20 protein-coding genes and 1 pseudogene are annotated in these 18,970 nt (G+C 59.0%); 5 read left to right on the forward strand and 16 right to left on the reverse strand.

The window, feature by feature from the left end; all coding sequences use genetic code 11:
- The first annotated feature begins 167 nt into the window (after nucleotides 1-167).
- On the forward strand, nucleotides 168-359 hold the full coding sequence (locus AB6809_RS33385) for a hypothetical protein (RefSeq protein WP_371028175.1): 192 nt from the start codon (nucleotides 168-170) through the stop codon (nucleotides 357-359).
- 699 nt (nucleotides 360-1,058) lie between these two features.
- Here the strand turns inward: AB6809_RS33385 and AB6809_RS33390 are convergent.
- Nucleotides 1,059-1,634 (reverse strand): TetR/AcrR family transcriptional regulator, encoded by a 576-nt coding sequence (locus AB6809_RS33390; RefSeq protein ID WP_371028176.1) that lies wholly within the window; start codon nucleotides 1,632-1,634, stop codon nucleotides 1,059-1,061.
- 199 nt (nucleotides 1,635-1,833) lie between these two features.
- On the opposite strand from AB6809_RS33390, the gene AB6809_RS33395 reads away from it, so the two are divergent.
- A complete protein-coding gene (locus AB6809_RS33395; RefSeq protein ID WP_371028177.1) occupies nucleotides 1,834-2,535 on the forward strand; it encodes a glutathione S-transferase family protein in 702 nt (233 codons plus the stop codon).
- Nucleotides 2,536-3,113: 578 nt separating this feature from the next.
- Here AB6809_RS33395 and AB6809_RS33400 read toward each other — a convergent pair.
- The 7 genes from AB6809_RS33400 to AB6809_RS33430 all read right to left on the reverse strand — a co-directional run bounded on the left by AB6809_RS33400 (nucleotide 3,114) and on the right by AB6809_RS33430 (nucleotide 8,056).
- Entirely contained in the window at nucleotides 3,114-3,593 is a 480-nt protein-coding gene (locus AB6809_RS33400) for an ASCH domain-containing protein (protein ID WP_371028178.1), read from the reverse strand.
- A gap of 628 nt (nucleotides 3,594-4,221) precedes the next feature.
- The gene (locus tag AB6809_RS33405; protein WP_371028179.1) at nucleotides 4,222-4,638 is read right to left on the reverse strand and encodes an SDR family NAD(P)-dependent oxidoreductase; all 417 of its coding nucleotides are present in this window, start codon (nucleotides 4,636-4,638) and stop codon (nucleotides 4,222-4,224) included.
- On the reverse strand, nucleotides 4,604-5,071 hold the full coding sequence (locus tag AB6809_RS33410) for an SDR family NAD(P)-dependent oxidoreductase (protein ID WP_371028180.1): 468 nt from the start codon (nucleotides 5,069-5,071) through the stop codon (nucleotides 4,604-4,606). Before AB6809_RS33410 ends, AB6809_RS33405 begins: the two co-directional genes overlap by 35 nt.
- A gap of 144 nt (nucleotides 5,072-5,215) precedes the next feature.
- The gene (locus tag AB6809_RS33415) at nucleotides 5,216-5,674 is read right to left on the reverse strand and encodes a MarR family winged helix-turn-helix transcriptional regulator (RefSeq protein ID WP_006047415.1); all 459 of its coding nucleotides are present in this window, start codon (nucleotides 5,672-5,674) and stop codon (nucleotides 5,216-5,218) included.
- Nucleotides 5,675-5,725: 51 nt separating this feature from the next.
- The gene (locus AB6809_RS33420; RefSeq protein ID WP_107708010.1) at nucleotides 5,726-6,607 is read right to left on the reverse strand and encodes an NmrA family NAD(P)-binding protein; all 882 of its coding nucleotides are present in this window, start codon (nucleotides 6,605-6,607) and stop codon (nucleotides 5,726-5,728) included.
- A gap of 152 nt (nucleotides 6,608-6,759) precedes the next feature.
- Nucleotides 6,760-7,248, reverse strand: coding sequence for a glutathione S-transferase family protein (locus AB6809_RS33425; RefSeq protein ID WP_132384635.1), 489 nt, complete (start codon nucleotides 7,246-7,248; stop codon nucleotides 6,760-6,762).
- A 166-nt stretch (nucleotides 7,249-7,414) separates the two neighbouring features.
- Nucleotides 7,415-8,056: an HD domain-containing protein gene (locus tag AB6809_RS33430; RefSeq protein ID WP_371028181.1), complete on the reverse strand. Its 642-nt coding sequence runs from the start codon at nucleotides 8,054-8,056 to the stop codon at nucleotides 7,415-7,417.
- A 131-nt stretch (nucleotides 8,057-8,187) separates the two neighbouring features.
- On the opposite strand from AB6809_RS33430, the gene AB6809_RS33435 reads away from it, so the two are divergent.
- Complete coding sequence (locus AB6809_RS33435) at nucleotides 8,188-9,225, forward strand: GlxA family transcriptional regulator (protein WP_371028182.1); 1,038 nt, start codon at nucleotides 8,188-8,190, stop codon at nucleotides 9,223-9,225.
- A 414-nt stretch (nucleotides 9,226-9,639) separates the two neighbouring features.
- On the opposite strand, the gene AB6809_RS33440 is transcribed toward AB6809_RS33435, so the two are convergent.
- The 4 genes from AB6809_RS33440 to AB6809_RS33455 all read right to left on the reverse strand — a co-directional run bounded on the left by AB6809_RS33440 (nucleotide 9,640) and on the right by AB6809_RS33455 (nucleotide 13,351).
- A complete protein-coding gene (locus tag AB6809_RS33440) occupies nucleotides 9,640-10,377 on the reverse strand; it encodes a GNAT family N-acetyltransferase (RefSeq protein WP_371028183.1) in 738 nt (245 codons plus the stop codon).
- 450 nt (nucleotides 10,378-10,827) lie between these two features.
- The gene (locus AB6809_RS33445) at nucleotides 10,828-11,436 is read right to left on the reverse strand and encodes a carbonic anhydrase (protein ID WP_371028184.1); all 609 of its coding nucleotides are present in this window, start codon (nucleotides 11,434-11,436) and stop codon (nucleotides 10,828-10,830) included.
- Nucleotides 11,437-11,852: 416 nt separating this feature from the next.
- On the reverse strand, nucleotides 11,853-12,605 hold the full coding sequence (locus AB6809_RS33450) for a DUF2182 domain-containing protein (RefSeq protein ID WP_371028185.1): 753 nt from the start codon (nucleotides 12,603-12,605) through the stop codon (nucleotides 11,853-11,855).
- Between the two features lie 182 nt (nucleotides 12,606-12,787).
- A complete protein-coding gene (locus tag AB6809_RS33455) occupies nucleotides 12,788-13,351 on the reverse strand; it encodes a DUF1326 domain-containing protein (protein ID WP_371028186.1) in 564 nt (187 codons plus the stop codon).
- 104 nt (nucleotides 13,352-13,455) lie between these two features.
- Between AB6809_RS33455 and AB6809_RS33460 the strand changes: the two genes are divergently transcribed.
- Nucleotides 13,456-14,436, forward strand: a complete 981-nt coding sequence (locus AB6809_RS33460) for a GlxA family transcriptional regulator (protein WP_371028187.1) — start codon at nucleotides 13,456-13,458, stop codon at nucleotides 14,434-14,436.
- Nucleotides 14,437-14,772: 336 nt separating this feature from the next.
- Here AB6809_RS33460 and AB6809_RS33465 read toward each other — a convergent pair.
- The 4 genes and pseudogenes from AB6809_RS33465 to AB6809_RS33480 all read right to left on the reverse strand — a co-directional run.
- Nucleotides 14,773-15,270, reverse strand: a pseudogene (locus AB6809_RS33465) (tyrosine-type recombinase/integrase); the annotation flags it as partial.
- A 685-nt stretch (nucleotides 15,271-15,955) separates the two neighbouring features.
- Nucleotides 15,956-16,441 carry a nuclear transport factor 2 family protein gene (locus AB6809_RS33470; RefSeq protein ID WP_371028188.1) on the reverse strand — a complete coding sequence of 162 codons (486 nt, stop codon included), beginning with the start codon at nucleotides 16,439-16,441 and terminating at the stop codon, nucleotides 15,956-15,958.
- A 12-nt stretch (nucleotides 16,442-16,453) separates the two neighbouring features.
- Nucleotides 16,454-16,933, reverse strand: coding sequence for a nuclear transport factor 2 family protein (locus tag AB6809_RS33475; RefSeq protein WP_371028189.1), 480 nt, complete (start codon nucleotides 16,931-16,933; stop codon nucleotides 16,454-16,456).
- Between the two features lie 152 nt (nucleotides 16,934-17,085).
- Nucleotides 17,086-18,006, reverse strand: coding sequence for an NmrA family NAD(P)-binding protein (locus AB6809_RS33480; protein WP_371028190.1), 921 nt, complete (start codon nucleotides 18,004-18,006; stop codon nucleotides 17,086-17,088).
- A gap of 40 nt (nucleotides 18,007-18,046) precedes the next feature.
- Here AB6809_RS33480 and AB6809_RS33485 point away from each other — a divergent pair, with 40 nt between their 5' ends.
- On the forward strand, nucleotides 18,047-18,688 hold the full coding sequence (locus tag AB6809_RS33485) for a TetR/AcrR family transcriptional regulator (RefSeq protein WP_371028191.1): 642 nt from the start codon (nucleotides 18,047-18,049) through the stop codon (nucleotides 18,686-18,688).
- The last annotated feature ends 282 nt before the right edge of the window (nucleotides 18,689-18,970 follow it).

The raw sequence follows: 18,970 nt of genomic DNA on the forward strand, positions 1-18,970 counted from the left end.
AACCGTATACGCAGGTGTATCAAATTCAAATTGCGTTTGCGTCCGAAGCTGTATCAACTTGAGATTGCGTTTGACACACGCGCAGCCGGCGGCTTGATGGCCAATCGTCACGCCAACTGCTGACAGAATCAATCGCACGGAAAATATGCGTCGGAGCACGGCTGATCATGGAGTACCGAGTCAGTTGCGAGCACAGTCTGGCAAGCGCCCCCGACGACTTTATTGCGCGCGTCGCCTCTCAGGTAGTCGACGACATTCCCGGGAATATTCCGCGTGCCCTGCTCCCCGAATTCATCGCAGATCTGATCCTGAAACGATCATCCCGGATCGGCAGGATCCGTGACCTGAGAACACTGTAGCCCTACCCGACCAGACGCAATGCTAGTCGGCCTGTTCACACCACACTGCTGTTTTCGGGGCGTTGCAGCGTTGACGCGGTTATCGTGCTGCACAGTATGATAGAGCGAGTCGTCCACGCTCAGCTTCGCCTGAAGTTTCCCGCAAACATTGCTTTGGCGCTGGACGGCGCCCTGCCTGCACCGTATTTTCGGTAGCCGCGTCGCGGAAAGCCGGGCATGGCGTCGACAGACAGAAGCCGTTTGCGGGCGTAACCGAATGCCCGGCTCATCCACGGGGCGCCTTGTCGCCTGTCGTTCGGCCTTTGCCAGCGCTCGCTGGTCAGGCGCCGTGCAGCTGCTACATGCCGTTCTGCTGTCATTGGCGATGCGTTGCAGATGAATGTCGGTCCGGAAGTATGAACGAGTCTTGACGACCCACTCCGGCCAGACAACTTGCTCCAGACCGGTCAGTCAGCCAATCTCAAGTTTGCGGGCCGGAATGCCAGTAAGCGGCCGATGGCGACCTCACCAAATCGGCCATTTTGAGACGTCCGACGGAGCCGCATAGATTGTTAGCAATGCAATATCTGTCTGAACGACCTACTTGCATTCGGCATCGAAGTAACGGATGCCGGCGCATTGGCGCCGTTCGCTACTCGCGCGTGCTCCTCCGGTGGTGCGCTCTGAAAGCTTGCGCCTGTCTGGACGGCGCCGGCTTCCCTAACTCGGGAGAAGGCCGGCCTGACGGTAGTTCCGGACTACCGAATCATAAATCGTGATGTCAGAACGGCTTCTCGCCATGAGCTGAGCGCCAGCAATAGCCGCATAGATGGCGCGAGCCCGTTCTTCACTCTCTTCTTTTGCCACCCCGCCGGCTGCGATGAGCACTTTCGCCAGCCAACTGATGTTGACATCGGCGAACGTCTGAACTTCCTTCTTCACTGTGTCTGGCAGGTCGTCGTACTCGGCAGCCATGAAACTGCACAAGCACATGCGATTGTCATTCTGAAGCGCCGACCGGAAGGTATCAGGGTATTCGCGCAAACATACGATCGGGTCGCCCGACGCGGCCAATCTGGCGGCAAGCATCGCGGAGAACTGCTCCCAATAGCGTTTCGCCACCTCGGCGCCCAGGTCGGCCTTCGAGGGAAAGTGATGATAGACGCTGGCAGCTTTGATGCCGACTTCTGCCGCGATGTCACGAAAATTCAGGCCGCCGTAGCCGTGTGCACCGGCGACCCTGGTCGCGGCGGCGAGGATTTGCTCTCTTGAATTCGAGCCACCGTCACTTTTCACAACAAGACCCCTCAGTAAAATAGTGTTGACAGGTCGAATTCTATCCGATAAATTGCAACCTACCAAGTGACAGGTAGATTTACTTGGTTGAAGGGCCACACCAACGTCAGTTGGTTTTTTTGATCGCTGCGAGACTACCATGTGGCAGGTAGATAACTGCGGCAGCAAAGACTCTTTTCGAATCTTTAGGAGCCGCACCATGTCTTCGAAACTTCAACTCTTCACTTCGCCTTCGGCCTTCCCCAACCCGCAACGCCTGCGGCTGTTCATGTACGAAAAGGGCATTGCCGCGCAGTTTGACGAGACCATCTACGACATGACGCCGGTCGGCGAACAGCGTGGCTGGCGTCACCTGAAAATGAATCCGTGGGGCGAAACGCCGACGCTTCAGCTTGCTGATGGTGGCTTTATTTCAGAAACAGCCGCCGTCGTTCGATACCTCGACCAGAGCTATCCGGGTCGAAAGATCATGGGCGAGACTCCGCTAGAGCAAGGCTTGGACAACATGTGGGACAACCGCATTTGGGTACACATCCTGTACCGAATTGTCACCGCCTTCCATGTGTTGCACACTGGGCTCGGCTTCAAGCTCGAACTAACGAAGAATGAGGCATGGGGCGAGCATTGCCGCAAGGAAGCATTGGCCCACGCCGCGCTGGTCAACAAGCATCTGTCAGACGGCCGCGCATGGTTGCTCGGCGGCCAGGAACCGACCTTCGCAGACATCACGCTGGCAACCGCAATAGCGTTTTCGAAGTTCCCGGTGAACGCCACTCCGCTCGACGAGCGTTTCGAATTTCTTGATGCCTACTGGAAGCGTTGGCAACAACGCCCGAGCTTCAAGGCCGCCTACGCCGACCGCCAAAGTGGCATTCCGGAGCTCGATAACGCTCCGGTGTGAACGCCGGAGAACAGTTAAAACTTCCTGCTGAAGGTCAACAACCTTCTTGTCGCCGCTTCGATGTATTGCCTTTGACCGGGCAAAACGGTAGATGACATAAAACGCCCCTAAGCCTTGGCTGCGGGCGTTTTCCTCTTCCAGCGCAACCGAGTCGGCCTGTCTCTTTGGTGGACGGCTGCCCTCTACGCTCGCGGCCGCCTCCTGACGCTCGCAACTGAGTGCTCTCACCGGTGCTATCGATGGGGCCGTTAAAGGTCGCGACAAATGTCCAGATCCAATGAACAACGTTAGATTTATGTGAACTATGTGAATATCGACAGACAGGCCAGCGTTCTGCAATTCCTGGCATTTGCCCGCCGTCGCAGCGACCGGATCCACTTTCCCAAGTGCGACGTGGAATGGCAGATTCCAATGGCCGCTATCGACAATCGCGAAGGTCCGCATCGGCTCGGGCAGTATCATCCCGCCCTTCAGTTTCATCGCCGGAAAGCGGCCAGTGGAATCTCGCGGCCTACGAGCGGACAGTCGCCAGCGCGTACTTCCGACCCGGAAGGGACGTTCAGTATCCCAGTGAGCAGTCATTCGCGTCGCTGAATGGGCGTAACCGTGTAAAGGACCTCGAAGCTCTCGCATATGAGAGGCATCGAACTGCCAGCCACCCGACCAATTCGGCTGCACTCATCTGTGAAGAAGCGCCAGTGCTCCGTCCGCCAATGCGTTAGTGAAAGATCGCCTTCTCCTTCGCTAGCCGCGAATTCAGCACCGACGCAATCGAAAGGCACGATATGTACTTCAGTGACTCGTAGAACGAGCGCCGGTCGACCATGCCAGTCAAGCACTATTTCAATGTCTCCAGCCTCAGGAATTGACTCACCGTCGAACTCCCACGACCAAGCCAGACTGCAGGTACCACGTTTTACGCCAGCACGAATGAGTGCGATCAGCGACTCCGAAAGTGCTTCCGAATCCCCAAATCCACCAACTCGAACGTACCCTTTAGGTAGATGTATGTCTTGTTCGGCCAAGTCGGTGACTAGCTCGTCTACACTTCTGCCCATCTATTTCGGCATCCTTTCGATTGCATCTATCGGTATCGGAATCTCGCGCGGTGATTGTCGACGATTGATGGGGTGTTGTCGAATGTCTCAAAATGGCCGATCACTGACGGCTGTTTCGGCGATTGATGCGCTCTCAACACTGACGGCGGCTTTGGCTGGACGGTTTCCCGCAACGGCAGCGGACAGACCTCAGCGTGCATCGCTTCGACTGTGTAGATTTGCATTGCACGTCGTATGCGGTCTTTAAGAACGCCGCTCTTCAGGTCACTGGAAGCGAGGGCGGAGTTCCATCGTTAAGAAGTTGACGAGTTAGCCATCTTGATTTGTCTTTACACCGGGTGCTGATGTCAATCTGTGAATCAGCCGCTCGATGGAAGGGTGTCCTTCGTCGACCGCTTACTGCACGTCACCCGGTCCGCATATTCCGTCAGCGGCACGACTTGAGCAGAACACTTTCGTCGTCATGCCTGTGAACGCGCTTCATGAGCGGATCGCAGCTATCGACGGTGCACAGAACATCGGCGACTTCGATGGCTGCGCCAAGTCCATCTACGATGACCTCAGCTTCCGAACCGGCCGCTCCGCACTGCATATCAGCCGGCTGGTATGCAGTGCCTGAGCCCAGCGGCTACCCATGCCGCAAACCGTCTACATCGGTCGAATGCGCCAGTTCCTTTTGGGCCTCGAGCATGGTGAGACGCTCAGTCAGGGCTTTATGAACGAGTGCGTACGCGTCACTCCCCAACGTCAGCCGCTTCGGCGCTGGCTGCTGGTCCGCCGATGCGATGATCGCCGAAGCAACCTTGCGTGGATCGCCCGGAAACATGGCGAGGCCGGCTGTCGCCGTCATGCGGCGAAATTCTCCTGCAGGCGTCTTGTCATACACGTCCAATGCCTGCGCCATGTCCGCGCTCGATGAGGCGAAACTGGTGCGCGATGCGCCAGGTTCGACCAGCGTCACTTCGATGCCAAACGGGGCGATCTCCGGCCTCGTACCTTCGAAAAAGCCCTCAATGCCCCACTTGGTGGCGGCGTAGACGCCCATGGTCGGGTACGCCGCCTGGCCGACTGACGACGAAATCTGGATGATTCGACCCGCCACCTTGCCGCCGCAGGTTGGGGATCGCCGCACGCGCAACCTGAATCGAACCAAGCAGATTCGTATCGAGCTGCCGCTCGATCTGCGCGTCTCCGACTTCTTCGGCGGCGCCGAACAAGGCATAGCCCGCGTTGCTTACGACGACGTCGATACGCGCCAGCTCCGAAAACGCGCGGTCGATGACCCTACGCACCGCTGAGCTGTCCGTGACATCAAGGATCGCGACCCAAAGACGTTCGCCATATTGCGCGGCAAGGTCCTCGAGAGCATTGGGTTTGCGAACCGTCGCCGCGACGCGGTCGCCGCGCTGGAGAAGGAGCTCTGCAAGCTCGCGTCCAAAACCGCTACTTGCACCTGTGATGAACCATGTCTTCGACATTAGATTGTCCTCTGTATGGTTAAGTCGTTCCCGCCGTCAGTCTGCCGCTTGCAAAGCTGACCTGCCGCAGGGCTACGTTTGAGATCGCAACGCAAGGTACTGTCGATTCGAACCGCACAGTCGACGAAACAGCCAGAAAAGCGATCATTCAAGCGAAGATGCCGTCCCATTGTCGACCTTCATCTGCGCAAGACTGCGACGCAGCACGGCCACATTTTTCGGCCCGTTCAAGACGCTGAACTGATGCTGCGCCTCGCGCCAGAGCGGCGCCGCCCGTTCAAAAAGACCCGCTCCCTCCGGGGTGAGTTCGACGATTCGAATGCGACCGTCCGTGGGAGACGGCCGCATCGTCACAAAACCATCGCGCTCCAGAAAACCGATCATCTTTCCCATCGCGGTCCGTTCGATGTCGAGGCGTTCGGCCAGGGCATTGACCGAGGCGCTCCGCTGTTCATTCAAGGTCGCCAGGATAAGAAATTGCGTGATGCGAAGGCCGGATGGCTGGAGACAGGCGTCGTAAAGACGCGAGATCTGACGTGCCGCCTTCCTCACCGCAAAGCAGTTGCATTGATCGACCCCGATGGGTTGGTTTTCCGGCGGCATCTCGTTTCCTCCTCAACGTTAGTTAAATTGCCCACGCTCTTTGCGCGTTCGTCAGGCGAAAGCGCTGCGATACTTCTCAATGAAAGCTGGGACGGAAAGCGCCGGCGTGCCGGTGATCTTCTCGACGGCATCGTTAGTACCCTGAAACACCCCTTCCCGATAGTGCTGCGCGACTTCGACAAGGTGCTGCACAAGGAACGGAGGGAACTTGTACACCTGCTCCATCTGTCGCTTGAAATCTTCTATCGATGTCGGAACGTATTCGATCGCCACGCCGAGCACCTCGCTCATCGCTGCAGCGATTTCCGTATGGTTCATCTCCACGGGGCCGTGGAGAGTGTAAGTCTTGCCGCCATGGCCTGCGGGATTCGCCAGAATGTGGGCAATAACCCGTCCCTGGTCGTCGGTGCTGATCGGGGCATGGCGGCCGTTCGCAAAGGGAAAATCAATCTTCTTTCTGGCCCAGATTTCCTTCGCGAAATGCGGGTAGACGAGCCAATCCGCAAAGAAGGTGGGCCGCAGATGCGTCGTAGGCACACCCGACCAGTCGAAGACCTGCTCCGAAATCCAGTGGTCCTGTGCCGCATGGCTGGTCGACTCTCGCCGCGCCGAAATCTGCGACATGTTAACGATCGCAGTGACGCCAGCTTCCTTCGCTGCCTGCGCGAAATAGGCTGCAGCGCCAAGAATCCCAGGTGCGATCGGGTGAAGGAAGTAGGCGGAACTGACACCCTCCATAGCCGCACGGATGTCATCGATGTTGGAGAAATCGCCGACGGCGATTTCAACGCCACGCGCCCTCAGCGCCGCTGCCCGCTCGTCGTCCGAGCGCACGTAAGCGCGTACACGCCTGCCCATCCGGAGCAGTTCGTCGATGGCCGCACCGCCGGTACGGCCGGTTGCTCCGCTTACAAGAATGGTCGTTTCGTTCATGATCTTGATCCTTTGAAATTAAGAGCATATGCTCCTTGCAGTCAATATAGAAGCATATGCTCCTAGTTGCAAGTTCTTTTTGACGCTGACGGCTCGGCAGGCAATTTTCGGGTGGAATCGTAAGACCTTGCCGTTCTTGAATGAGAGCCGCGCTAGGACGCTCCCCTGCCACGAACGACGCCGGGCAGCGCGTGGATCCTCGTGAACCAGGCATTGAGCAACGGCAATCCAGGCCAGTCGATTTCATACCGCACTGCAAAGGCGCTCGTGTAGGCCCCGATGTCGACGAGTGTGAAGCCGTCGCCCGCCATGTATGGGGCGTCACTGAGGAATCGTTCGGCCTGAACGAGAGCCTCGAGCGAGCGGCCGGCTAAAAATCCGGCGCTGTGTTCGTCACCTTCCCGTGTCAGGGAAAAAGCGCTGCGGTTGGGTGCGATAACTTCAGTGACGAAATAGAACAGGCGCTCGAAAAACAGGCCTGCTGCCGGGCCCGAATCAGGTATTAGCCTTTTGCGAGATCGACTCGCTGCATACAGCATGATCGCGTTTGACTGGGCGAGGATGAAATCCGCCTGCGCCAGGGCAATGGCCGCTCTTCGGCTGTTGCCTGTTTGCGCTCCGTGAAGACGGACTGCTGCCACGAGCGGATCTCCCACAACGTTCAGGGCCAGCGCCTTAGTTCATAAGCGCGCCCTTCCAACATCAACTGACACCGTGGCCGAGCGCGAAAGAGAGGAGCGCAGAAACGCGCTTCGCGCGCCACATCTGTCGTGTTCCAGGCAGAGTGCGCGCTAGCGACGCGTGATGTCAGCTTTCAAACGGAGCATCATTGATCAGGTCGCACACGTTCGGAACGTCGAAACCATGTACGTGGCGACGCCCGATATCGGCGATGCCAGTGCCCACAGTCGTATGGGGTTTCTTTCTCGCAACTTCAGCCAACGCTTCGGTAAACACCGCTTTAAATCCGAGACGGGGGTAGAGCGCGAGCGTGTCATCGATGAGTGAGGGCGTGACTTCGTCCAGAAAGAGTCCAAAGACGTCGAGATGGGCGCCCATATAGACGAGAGCGATTTCTGGCTGCTTGCGGTCGGCGAGGCCGCCAGCAGAGTGAAGCGCGATTGCGTCCCATACGAGTTCCGTTTTCGATTCCGGGTAGCCATGGGCCAGCAAAAGGCGGCTGGCCGCATCGGCGCCGTCCACTTCAAAGCGTTGGTCTGCGGCAAATTCATCCGTAAGGCCCAGATCGTGAAGCAGGGACGCGAGGTACACCGCTTCGCGATCGTATTTCAGACCTCGCCTCCTGCCGAGGAATTCGGCGAACCACCATGTCCGATGCACGTGATGCATCATCGGTGTGGAATGGACCCTTTCGACGAGCGAAGCGGCTTTGGCGGCGATGTCCGAGTCCGGAGCACTAACTCCTCCGACAATCACAGGTTCACGCATGGCATGTCCTCCGGACATGTGAAGTTGCATAGCAGGTCCAGTCTAGAGAGTTGGAGGACGGCAGAAATGACAGTTTCTGGGCGATTCGTGCCACAATTGCTGCCTATGCATGAACATGCGAATGCGCCTCTATGAGCAAACGGACGAAGCCGCTCGACCCGCCTGCAGGTGCAACGGCCAAGCGGGTTGTGATATTGGGCTTGCCTCCGGTGGACGCGCTGGACGTGATCGGCCCAGCGGAAGTATTCGCGTGGGCGAATCAGTTGCACGGCGGCAAAACTGCCCCCTATGCACTCGAACTGGTCTGCGCGGCTGCCGATGTGCATCTGGAGAGCGAAACAGGTATTGGGCTCATGGGGCATCGCACTCTCGAACAGGAGCGTAGTGCGAACAAACCGATCGACACGCTGCTCGTGACTGCGGGCTCCAGAACATTCGACCAACTTGATCAGACAGCCATAGAGTGGATCCGAATGCGTTCGCAGACAGTACGGCGCGTGTGCTCGATATGTGTCGGAGCGTTTGCCCTGGCTGCTGCAGGCGTTCTGGATGGACGCAGGGCGACGACTCATTGGGGCATGGCACGGCGCCTGGCGGAGCACTATCCCAAGGTACAGGTTGATCCGGATCCGATCTGGGTGAAAGACGGCAATGTGTACACGTCGGCGGGCATATCGTCGGGAATAGACCTCGCGCTTTCCCTTGTGAGCGAAGACCTGGGAAATGACTTCGCTTTGGAGATTGCCAAAAATCTGGTCCTGTTTTTACGCCGTCCCGGAGGACAGGCGCAGTTTAGCGTCGCACTTCAGTCACAGCGTACGCATAATTCAAGTCTGGACGAATTGTGCCTCTGGATCGGTGAGCATCTGCATATGGACCTTACGGTCGAGATACTGGCAACCCGCCTGTCAACCAGCGTCAGGACGCTGATGCGCATCTTCCATCGAGAATTGCAGACCACTCCCTCGAGATACGTCGAACGCGTCCGGCTCGAATCGGTCTGTCGTTCGCTTGAACTCGGGGAGCGATCGATGGAAGAGATCTGTCGTCGGAGCGGGTATCACAGCGTCGACGTCCTAAGGAAGGCATTTGCACGCCGCTTCGGGGTAAGCCCAAAAGATTACGCGCGGCGGTTCGCGACAAGCAGCGAGCTATCTCAGGTCGGCTAGCATTGGCCGGTTGAGCATGAAGGTGCTTAGTTCTGCGCAGAGCATACTGCGGAATCGGCGCTCGTAGCCTGCTGTATGGCCCGGTCTGATAGCTACCCCGCAGGTAATCGTTCCCGCGAGCACGCGAGTGCTGCCGCGACAACTCCGCTATGCAAACGCTCACGGGGTTAATGTCGGTCAGCACACAGGCAGAAGCAGCGGGCATCGACATCGAAGGCGAGCTTCTTCCAGGAGGATCAACCGGTCGCCAACGTGCAGGCGTTCGCCGCCTTTCTCACGTCGGCCGCATAAGCCGAGTGGATAGCCTATGCGAAGCCTCCCTTATGCGACACCCGACACGTACTCGACTATCTGGGCCGCTACACCCGACCCACCGACGCTTGGCTATCTGGTCATGCTCTAGCAATTCGTCGTTCAGCTTTCGCCAGCCGGCGAGTGTACGATCGCTGTCACGTGGAGAGTTCGCGCAATCCGGAAGCCAAGCTCTCTGTACAGGCGAATAGCAGGAGTATTCGTCGTGAAGACGTGCAAGAACGGGATGCGGTCGTGTTGCTGGATCGACGCCGATACATGCTCCACCAGCAGTCGTCCCAACCCCTTACCACGCCAATCCGGATGCGTACATACGGCGCTGACCTCCACGTGCCTGCCCGCGGCCATGCGCTCTCCCGCCATGGCCACAAGTCGCCCTTTCTCGCGAATACCGAAGAAGTTGCCCAACTCATTCGTGCGCGAATTGAAAGGACCCGGTCGAGTAATCTCGACCAGCTGCAACATATCCGAAACGTCGTCGGGTCCAAGGCGGACAACTCGGGCGTCGGAAGACTGCCGAAATTTTTTTTCTGCAATCATCTGGTGGCCGTTGGCGTCGAGCGTCACAGCGTAGCCAGAAGGTATCTCTGGTTTCATCGCAGTAAAGAGGATAAGGCTCTGACCGGGCGGCAACATGGCTGCGATTTGGGCGACGCTCTCTGCACTATATTCACGCGCAGCGCCAAAGGGCGCAAATTCTCGCCGGTATCTCGCGCCGCCTTTAAAACGTTCGACACACTCCTGCGGCGCTTCCGACAAAGACGCCCAGACTACGTTGGCAAGATACTCATCGGATTCGATATCTGCTGCTCCGACTACGTCAGTTTTAGGTGGCTCCATGGCGTACTCTTGAGGTTTGATGGATTTTTTGATTCGGTCGGTATCTTTGATACGGCTTGCATCCGCTCAAAGGCAGCGGCGCGCTCCAGAGTAGAACGCTGAAGGGCGTCGGCCGCTCGGTCGATCTCAAAGAGGCCTCACACGATGATTCAACGCCTGGCACCTTCAGTAGCTCGATCGATCTTTCCTTTCTGAATCAACGTCCGAACATGTCACCAGCCCTCAGAACGAGCCGGATGCAGCCCCGCCAGTAGCTTTCCGCAGTCGCCCGAGTACCTCTCACTCCAATTTGGCCTCGTTTGGCTGAAAGTGGATGACGGTTTTAGGGGCACGGCGCGAAATATGCCACCGTCAATGCCGGCCTCGCGGCCATCGGGACGACCGCTGAGTGACCAGAATCAGACCCCTGAGAAGATAGATGGGCCCGGCAGGCAGCGCTTTGCCGGACCGTCACGCCCGCTTGTTTATGCTGGCTTCCCGGGCTGGAATGTCTCGCACTACTTCAGTCAACTCGCCGGTATCAATGTTGTAGAACAAGCCATAGAGATTGAAATGTTTCGGCACACCTGGGCTAGCGCGAAGTAGCTCAACGTCGTATTTGAGCGATTTCTCGTAATCCTCGATGCAGAGGCTATCGTGATCGTACGACTTCGAGATATCCGCGCCATGATCGTGATGGAACGCGTCGATAATGCCATCCGCGGTGAAGGCCGTCGCGCCGCAGAAAGAGTGGTGTACCACGACGACATTCTGCATCCGGAAGAGAAACTCCATTGTCGAAACCGATTGCAGCGCGGCGACAGCCCGGCCACCCGCGTTAGATACGGTAAACAAGGTCGCCGTATGTCCGACCCGGCTGCCATGTTCGTCGATGATGTTCTCGCCGGGGTAAATCTCCCCAAAATGCTCGGCAACATTCTTCGGAATTTCGCTTGCCCGAGGATCGAAGCAGTAGACCACGATCGTCTTCATCGGGATGAACGTGGGTATCAGGTCGCGGATAGTGGATGCGTCGTACCAAGGCTGCTTCCTGAATTGGAAATCATTGAAGTTCGGCATATATTTGCTCCAGTTACCTGCTTCTCAGTGTGTGGTGAAGGCAGTCGTACCCTCTTGTGTATCGATAATCTCCATGCTCCGCGTTTGCTGCAATTCGATCGCACGCACAACGCAGCCGACGCGCGCCTTTGCGACCGTGCAAACGTCAAGGTCGCTACCGCGGCAAGCGCAAGAAACGGCAAAATCGTTGCGTTCACTACCGACCAGCCGAAGCGCGCCAGCATCTGTCCCGCGCCCAGCGATCGAGCGTGGTGGCATCCGATCGTATTGATAGGGCTGCTGAGGCCCCAATCGTCGCATTAACGGCATTGGCTGAAATGACAATTTCGCGTCAGTTCCTGCCTACTGCTCCCGGCGTCTTGTCTACACCGCGGCCTTCTTCGCTCAACAGATTTCTGCAATTTTTCGCCACTTCGTCATAGCCCACGACAGATGCTGGCGAACATCATGGGATCCTTGAGAAGAGGCGCCGTCCCGGGGGACACGGCGATCCAGATCCCCATGACGCACAAGAAGGAAGCAATCGGAGTTGCCAGCTTCTGGCCCTTCGGCAGGACTTTTTCGGCGAACATGAACAGCGTCAGCAACGCCATCCAGGTCAGGCTCATTGCGCCGACAGCGAACATCACTGCCATGAGCGCCCAGCAACAACCGACACAAACCAGTCCGTGCCGGAAGCCCATCGTGACAGCACCCAAATTGCCTTCCCGCCAGTAGCGCGCGAAAAACGAGAGAGGCGTGCGGCATCCCGTCAGGCAAACCTGCTTCAGGGACGAGACCTGAAAAAGGCCCGCAATGATCAGCACCGAGCCGGCCAGCGACGGTCCTGCGCGATTCCACGCGATCATCTCCGGGCTGACTGCCCGAATGGCCAGGTCCAGAAGATAGGCCCCAAGGCCGTAGGCGACCCAGGCTATGCCGTAGCCGGCGACAAAGCTGGTCATGACGCTCGGACGCGCGGCGGATGCCCTGTCGCGCGACCTGAGCACCGCAGCGAACGCTGCAATGTAGTTGAGTTCGGACGGTAGCATCATTGCGGTCAGCATCACCACCCAGCCTGCGAGAAAGACCGGCAGATTGTGCAGCGGCGTTCCCGGCCCTTCGTCCATGCCGCCCATGAGCACTAGCGCGCAGAGCCAGGCCGAAAGGCTGAGTGCCAGGACAGCCATCGTCCAGCCGAGGGCCGGCTGTCCCCGTCCCAGAGCGGACGCTGCAGATCGCGAAGCGGACAGTACGGCTCTCATGGCGCGTCCGGTCCATGCCAGTTGAACGGGATATGCTTGCTGGCCTGACCGGCCGGGATGTTTTGATCAAAGCCGAACGCTTTCCAGCGGCCCGCCACGCTCTTGCCCTAGGTCACCGGGGCGTCGGTCGGACCGACCTCGCTCCCCGGCGGGTTGTAGCTCTGGAGACGTTTCGTCGGATCGGAGGTCGGGCCGCTCATGGCCCTGCCGCTCGCCTCGACCTTGTCTTCGACCGCCACGCTCCACCGTTCGAGCGCACTGTCGACCTCGACTGAAATGTTGGCAAACTCGACGCCCTTGATTCCGCTCACATGTGTCGGCACGAACTGCTTCATCCACCCCCCGGCCTGGCCGGTGAAGATCGCCACCAGCGCCTGCCGCTGGTCCTCGTCGGCCGCGGCGTCGAAGAACACGCCGGGGTTCAGCATCGCGCCGTCCCAGAGATTCCCGGTAAATCCGGCAATCAGGACAACCTTAAGGCCCGCCATCGGCGTCGCGCCGTAGTGCCCCTCATTGATCCTGTAAGCCCAAAGCACCTCGCAATGATTATTGGTTGGAGGCTGGGCGAAGGTGCAAGGACACGGCGAATTGCACGAGCACACGTCGAACCACTCGCCGGCGATCTGCCATTCTGGAATTACATCTGTGTTTTCAGATATCTGGTCTGTCATTGCCTGCCCTTCTGGCTGGTCCGAGAAATTGTCTGGACATCATGAGCCTGACGCCTGATCATCATCAGTGGCGAAATCGACATTAACCAAGGCAATATCGACATATGGCGCCACATCCTCCAATCGAAATTGGCATCGTCGAATTTCCAGGCGCGCAGCTCGCAGCCATACATGGCTTGATTGATTTATTTGAGGTTGCAGAGCGGTTCGCCGCGCAGCATCACAAAGAGCAAACGGCCTTCCTTAGGGTGAGCCAATGGCGTCCTGATGCGCCCGGAAAAGCTCCAGTCAGAAGCCACAATATTGCCGGGGACGCTAACAGGTCACCCGCAGTGCTCATATTGCCGCCGCGCCTTGGCGGACCGCTGTCACGGGAAGACGCAGTGCCATTCGTTGACTGGCTGCTGAGCCATCATCGTGCAGGGGCAACGCTCGCCTCCATATGCGGAGGCGCGTTTCTGCTGGGTGAAACTGGCCTTCTGGCCGGCCGATCGGCGACGACACATTGGGCTCATGCAGAGATATTCCGGCAGCGGTTTCCCGATGCACGTCTGGATACCGACAAGCTCGTCATCGATGACGGCGATATCATCTGCGCCGGGGGAATGATGGCGTGGATTGACCTTGGTTTAAAACTGGTCGACCGTTTTCTAGGGCCGACCATCATGGCCGAGACTGCGCGCTTTTTACTGGTGGATCCTCCCGGCCGCGAGCAACGCTACTACAGCGTTTTTTCTCCCAACCTGACCCATGGCGATGCCGCCGTACTGAAAGTCCAACATTGGCTTCAGGCCACCGGCGCCAAAGATATGGCTCTCGCATCGCTCGTCTCGCGAGCCGGATTGGAAGAACGGACCTTCCTGCGGCGATTTCGAAAGGCGACCGGCCTGACAGCCATCGACTACTGTCAGAGGCTACGCGTTGGAAAGGCGCGCGAGATGCTCCAGTTCAGTAATTTGCCTGCGGAGACAATTGCCTGGGAGGTCGGTTACGGCGACGCGGGGGCGTTCCGCAAGATTTTCAACAGGGTTACAGGGCTCACACCGGGCGAATATCGTCGACGATTTAGCGTAAACCGAATCTAGAGCCGGGGATCCATGAACGGGATTCACGGCACGGGATGTAATTCGCTTTCCCGTGATCGGGAAGAAGTGGCTTGTCACAGGGTCGCGGAACGGGATCATCGCGACGCCGACCCGCGCTCGGCGTTCGCCGCATTCATATCCTCGACGGACATCGCGCTGGCTGGCACCGCAATGATGCCTCTGAGCCCTTTGATGCACCGGTTGGCAGGAGTGCTAGATAACGCCCGGTTTCATGGTTCGCGACGAATTCGATTCGATCGCCAGTGGCGAGTCCGAGCTGGTTGCGCACTCCCGGAGGAATCCTAACGCATCTATTCAACCGCAGTTGCTGATGTCATGGCGGGCCTTCCGGCCCCTGCCCTGCTCGATGCGCAGAGTCATACGTTGGCTGTCGACGTCTCTGACCTTCAGCCGCCATTTCGCTGACGCGTAGCCCGGTGCCATAGGCGACCGAGAGGGCCGTCTGGTGCTCGAAGTTGCCTGTTGCGGCGATCAGCCGCCCACTCCCTGGGGACGGAGCACAACGGGCAGTGTGCGGGGCACGCGCACGGGTTGCATCCGGGCCATCAATTCCGCTTCGTGGAGCGTGGTCTCGAAGAAAAACTTCAGCCCGGTGATTGCGGAGTTCAACGACGCCGGTGACGTGCCGTGATCGATGCAGCTGGTAACCCCGCAGGTCCCGACGGTGGAAGTATCAGGCGAGCGTCCAAGGTATCGGCAGAACTCGCGCACGGTGCGCTGATAGTTGGCCTGCGTCTTGGGGGAAAGCTGGCGCATGCGCTGGTCGTCGATCATGCGCTGACGCAGCGGGCTGCCGTTCGGTTGGGAGGTCATGATTCGGCTGCTGGAGAACGAGGCGAATCGCCTCATTCGCCAACATACAGAACCGCGCAGCCGCCCCTTCACGAACCATCGCGCTTAGCCGGAGCCCCTACCGCGCGAGCAGTTCCGTTCTTTAACCTACAACGATCCCGCGGGACCGCGCGCACTCAACCGCAGCTTTCAGGCTACGACGACCATTCGGGCGATCATGTTGGTCGGCGGTTCATCGGCCTAAACCAACGGTGGCCGATCAGGAAGGTGCGGCCGCTACAGGTCGCTCTGCCGACATTCGCGACTACATGTCCGCGAATGTCAGCTTTCGATATTGACGAATGAGTCTTCTCGATCCACAAGGGACAGTGGCCGATTCCCAAAGCAGCCGTTTGAAGCGGACGTTCCCGGGTCGCTGGCGGAACGCTCACCGGGATTGCTGAGTGACAATGACACAACCGCGTGCGTGCTAGGCGGTTACGGTAGCCGTTCGGTAAACGATGGCGATCGCGGCTTTTCGCACTAGGCGCGCGCGTCGCCCCAGCGACAAGCGTCGAAACGGAATGCGAGGTCGCCGCCATGCCTTTTGCTCCCAGATCACCAGCGATCGTCCCGGTAGCTCAAAATCGCTCATGCTGTTTGCCGTCCCATCGGTTGTTGCACAGCGGGCCTGGCTGACGAGAGCGATATGAGGCAATACGCGCTGCTATTGCGCGGGGACCGGAACAATTGATGCAATGCGCCAGCCGTCGGCCGTTCGCACTGCCGTTTCATAGACGAGAAACGACGCGGTTTTCGCCGTGGCTTCCGAAGCGCCTGCCGTGACCCGAGTGGGCGCGTACAGCTGCGCGGCGTCAGCACTCAGCGGAGCAACGCGGATCTTCGCGACATCGGGCTCGAACTTCCACACGCCCTTGAAGGTGTCCTTGAAATGCTCGATCAGCGCCGGCTTGCCCCAAAACTGATACGAACGGGCGAGGAGCACGACCGGGTCGGGTTCGCCGGCCGGCGCCGAGGCGAGCACGCCGGCGAACGCATCGATGTCATGCGCGGTAGCAGCCTCCGCCTGCCGGATGAAAACCGCTTCGACCGCTTGCCGGTCCTCATCGGTAAATCGATGCGGCGCTTCAGCATGCGCGTCGCTCATCACCGCAACCGCGACGCAGCAGGCCAGCACTTTTTGTAAGCTCATGTGCGTCTCCCGTTATTGCGCCGGCACCGGAATCACCGCTGCAACCTTCCAGCCGGACGGGCTGCGGATCATAAATTCGTTGATCAGAAACGTCGCGGTCTTCTCTGGTTGGCCCGGCGCGCCGATGGTCACCTTGGTAGGCGCGTACACCTGTACCGTATCCTGGTTCAGCGGAATGATGCGCAGCGCACTCCGATCCGGCTCGACCCGCCATGTCCCGGCGAAAGTCTGCCTGAAATGCTCAAGCACCTCGTCCCTGCCCCAAAAGCGATATGCGCGAGCCACAAACGACACGGCATCTGGCTGTCCGGGTGCCGTAGAAGCGAACATGCCGCTCAGCGCGTGGAGATCATGCGCAGTCTCGGCCGTCGTCTGCTGCAGAAACAGCGCGCGAACCGCCTGAGTATCGGCGGGCGTCACACCGGCTGCTTGCGCGCAGCCTGCTCCTGTCAGCAACGATAGCAACAGAACAACCGGCAGGCCGCGCCGCATACGCAATGATCGATTAGTCATGGTTAGTCTCATATCCCCGTATTTGCGATGGAGGACGGCCAGACGACGGGAACCTCCAGCCATTGCAACCCGACTACAAACCGCCGCATTCTCACCGCTAGAACGCATCCCGGTGTGAGCGCTGATACGTGTCACTGGAAGAGCGTGAGGTTTTCACGCAGCCACTCAGACAATGACCGCGGGGGCTTGCCTGTCAATTCTGCGAAAGTCGCCGTGGTCTCCGCGAGGGCAGATTCACGAAAAAGCCTATCCAGGCCAAGAAGCAGGTCTACCACCAGCGGCGGCTGGCCACTTGCGAGCAAGGCCCCGCGATGCTCCGTGGGCGACCGGTCGTTGTAGACAACACGGCGTCCGAGCAGTCGAGACAACTCCTCAGCAACCTGTTGCATCGTCCAGTTCCGCGGCCCGCTCAGGTGATACGCCCGCTGCGATCCGTCGGGAACGTCTTCGAGCAACGCAATGCGCGCTGCTTCGGCAACATCTCGCGTATCGACGAAGTTGACGGCTCCGTTGCCCGCCGCACCGGCCCAATTACCAGCAGCAACCGGCGCGCCGGCGCGCTTGAGCACGTCGGCGAACGTGGTCGGCCTTAGCGCGGTCGACGCCACCGGCTGGCGAGCCAAGTGTGCTTCGATCTGCATGTGCCAGGCGAATGGATTGAGCTGCGTTGCCGGCCCCATGACGGACAGCTTGACAATGTGGCGCACCCCGGCGGCGACTGCAGCATCAATGAGCGCGATTTCATTCGCCACCTGCCGGGTGGATGTGCCGTGCGCGACGAAGAACTTGTCGATGCCGACAAGTGCGTCGGCGAGCGTGGCCGGTCGGTCGAAGTCCACCGTCGCGACGGTGACATCCGGCGCAAACTGCGCTGTAGCGCTTTGGCGAGTGAGGGCGACGACATCGACCGGATCCATGCCCAATCGATCGATTAGCGTATTGCCAACGCGGCCGGTCGCGCCTGCGACGGCTATGCGCATAGGGCGCGATGCGCGGGCTGTCTGATTGAGCATGTCGCCCCCTTGAGGTATGATGGAACGATCGGTCCACATATGATGGAACAATCGTTCCAGCTTGTCAAGGGGAAGATTTATGAGTGGCAAACCGCAATACGACGAGGCCGCCGTCATCGCTGCTGCAATCGACGTTTTCTGGCGTCACGGCTATGCGACGGCGTCCATCAATGAGCTCACGGAAGCCACCGGCCTATCGCGCTCGAGCCTCTACCAGCGGTTCGGCGACAAGGACGGCCTGTTCCGCGATGCGCTGGCCGTCTACACAGAGCGCGTGCTACGTCGGATGAGGTCAGCCCGTGTGGACTCTGCACGGGGAAGCGTGGCAGCAATATTGCGGGATTTCTTGCCTACGCCGGCCGCATCGCGGCGGCCGGCAGGCTGCCTGTTGTCGCGAAGTACTGCCGAACTACTGGATCTTGCAGTGGCAGGAAAGACGACAGCACTTGCTGGTGTCGCACGGCAGCGCGAGATCTTCGCGGATCTGCTGCGGGATGGCGTGGCGAGCGGCGAAGTTGCACCGGGTACCGACGTTAACGCCTTCGCCTGGTACTATCTCGGCGTCTTGCAGGCCATTTTGAATCTTCCACAGGCGGGCGCATCGGGCGAAGCGCTTGACAGCATCATCGACGTTGCGATGTCCGCGTGGCCAGACGCGGACAAACGCGGATCGCGCAATAAAGGAGATGCGCAAATGCGCGGAGGGTCAACAGTTCAGTGAACTGGTCGTTCGCGTAACGGCAGTCGCCGAAATCCCGCGTTGCAAGGTCCCGCCTCCCTGAGGCATCTTGACCATTGTCGCCAGGTGCGCCCGAGTGACTGGTTTTTGGCCGATTGGGTGAAGTCGCCAACGGGCGCTTACTGGCATTTCAGTCCGCAAACCTGAAAATGGCTGACTGACCGGTTTGATGACCGCCGACGGATTCGGTCCCATCAACAGATCAACTGGTTGCGGTGGCGTTTCATCGACGAGCGGTTGATGAAACAATAGGGTTTGCCACGC

It is taken from the genome of Paraburkholderia sp. RCC_158 (assembly GCF_041355255.1).
Classification (GTDB): domain Bacteria; phylum Pseudomonadota; class Gammaproteobacteria; order Burkholderiales; family Burkholderiaceae; genus Paraburkholderia; species Paraburkholderia graminis.

Bases quoted from the DNA above. Each gene is read 5' to 3' on its own strand.
- AB6809_RS33445 (WP_371028184.1), bottom strand. From the start codon at position 11,436: ATGCCGAACTTCAATGATTTCCAATTCAGGAAGCAGCCTTGGTACGAC.
- AB6809_RS33455 (WP_371028186.1), bottom strand. From the start codon at position 13,351: ATGACAGACCAGATATCTGAAAACACAGATGTAATTCCAGAATGGCAG.
- AB6809_RS33460 (WP_371028187.1), top strand. From the start codon at position 13,456: ATGGCGCCACATCCTCCAATCGAAATTGGCATCGTCGAATTTCCAGGC.
- AB6809_RS33420 (WP_107708010.1), bottom strand. From the start codon at position 6,607: ATGAACGAAACGACCATTCTTGTAAGCGGAGCAACCGGCCGTACCGGC.
- AB6809_RS33395 (WP_371028177.1), top strand. From the start codon at position 1,834: ATGTCTTCGAAACTTCAACTCTTCACTTCGCCTTCGGCCTTCCCCAAC.
- AB6809_RS33435 (WP_371028182.1), top strand. From the start codon at position 8,188: ATGAGCAAACGGACGAAGCCGCTCGACCCGCCTGCAGGTGCAACGGCC.
- AB6809_RS33480 (WP_371028190.1), bottom strand. From the start codon at position 18,006: ATGTGGACCGATCGTTCCATCATACCTCAAGGGGGCGACATGCTCAAT.
- AB6809_RS33405 (WP_371028179.1), bottom strand. From the start codon at position 4,638: ATGGGCGTCTACGCCGCCACCAAGTGGGGCATTGAGGGCTTTTTCGAA.
- AB6809_RS33470 (WP_371028188.1), bottom strand. From the start codon at position 16,441: ATGAGCTTACAAAAAGTGCTGGCCTGCTGCGTCGCGGTTGCGGTGATG.
- AB6809_RS33485 (WP_371028191.1), top strand. From the start codon at position 18,047: ATGAGTGGCAAACCGCAATACGACGAGGCCGCCGTCATCGCTGCTGCA.
- AB6809_RS33410 (WP_371028180.1), bottom strand. From the start codon at position 5,071: ATGTCGAAGACATGGTTCATCACAGGTGCAAGTAGCGGTTTTGGACGC.
- AB6809_RS33400 (WP_371028178.1), bottom strand. From the start codon at position 3,593: ATGGGCAGAAGTGTAGACGAGCTAGTCACCGACTTGGCCGAACAAGAC.
- AB6809_RS33415 (WP_006047415.1), bottom strand. From the start codon at position 5,674: ATGCCGCCGGAAAACCAACCCATCGGGGTCGATCAATGCAACTGCTTT.
- AB6809_RS33430 (WP_371028181.1), bottom strand. From the start codon at position 8,056: ATGCGTGAACCTGTGATTGTCGGAGGAGTTAGTGCTCCGGACTCGGAC.
- AB6809_RS33440 (WP_371028183.1), bottom strand. From the start codon at position 10,377: ATGGAGCCACCTAAAACTGACGTAGTCGGAGCAGCAGATATCGAATCC.
- AB6809_RS33475 (WP_371028189.1), bottom strand. From the start codon at position 16,933: ATGCGGCGCGGCCTGCCGGTTGTTCTGTTGCTATCGTTGCTGACAGGA.
- AB6809_RS33385 (WP_371028175.1), top strand. From the start codon at position 168: ATGGAGTACCGAGTCAGTTGCGAGCACAGTCTGGCAAGCGCCCCCGAC.
- AB6809_RS33450 (WP_371028185.1), bottom strand. From the start codon at position 12,605: ATGGCTGTCCTGGCACTCAGCCTTTCGGCCTGGCTCTGCGCGCTAGTG.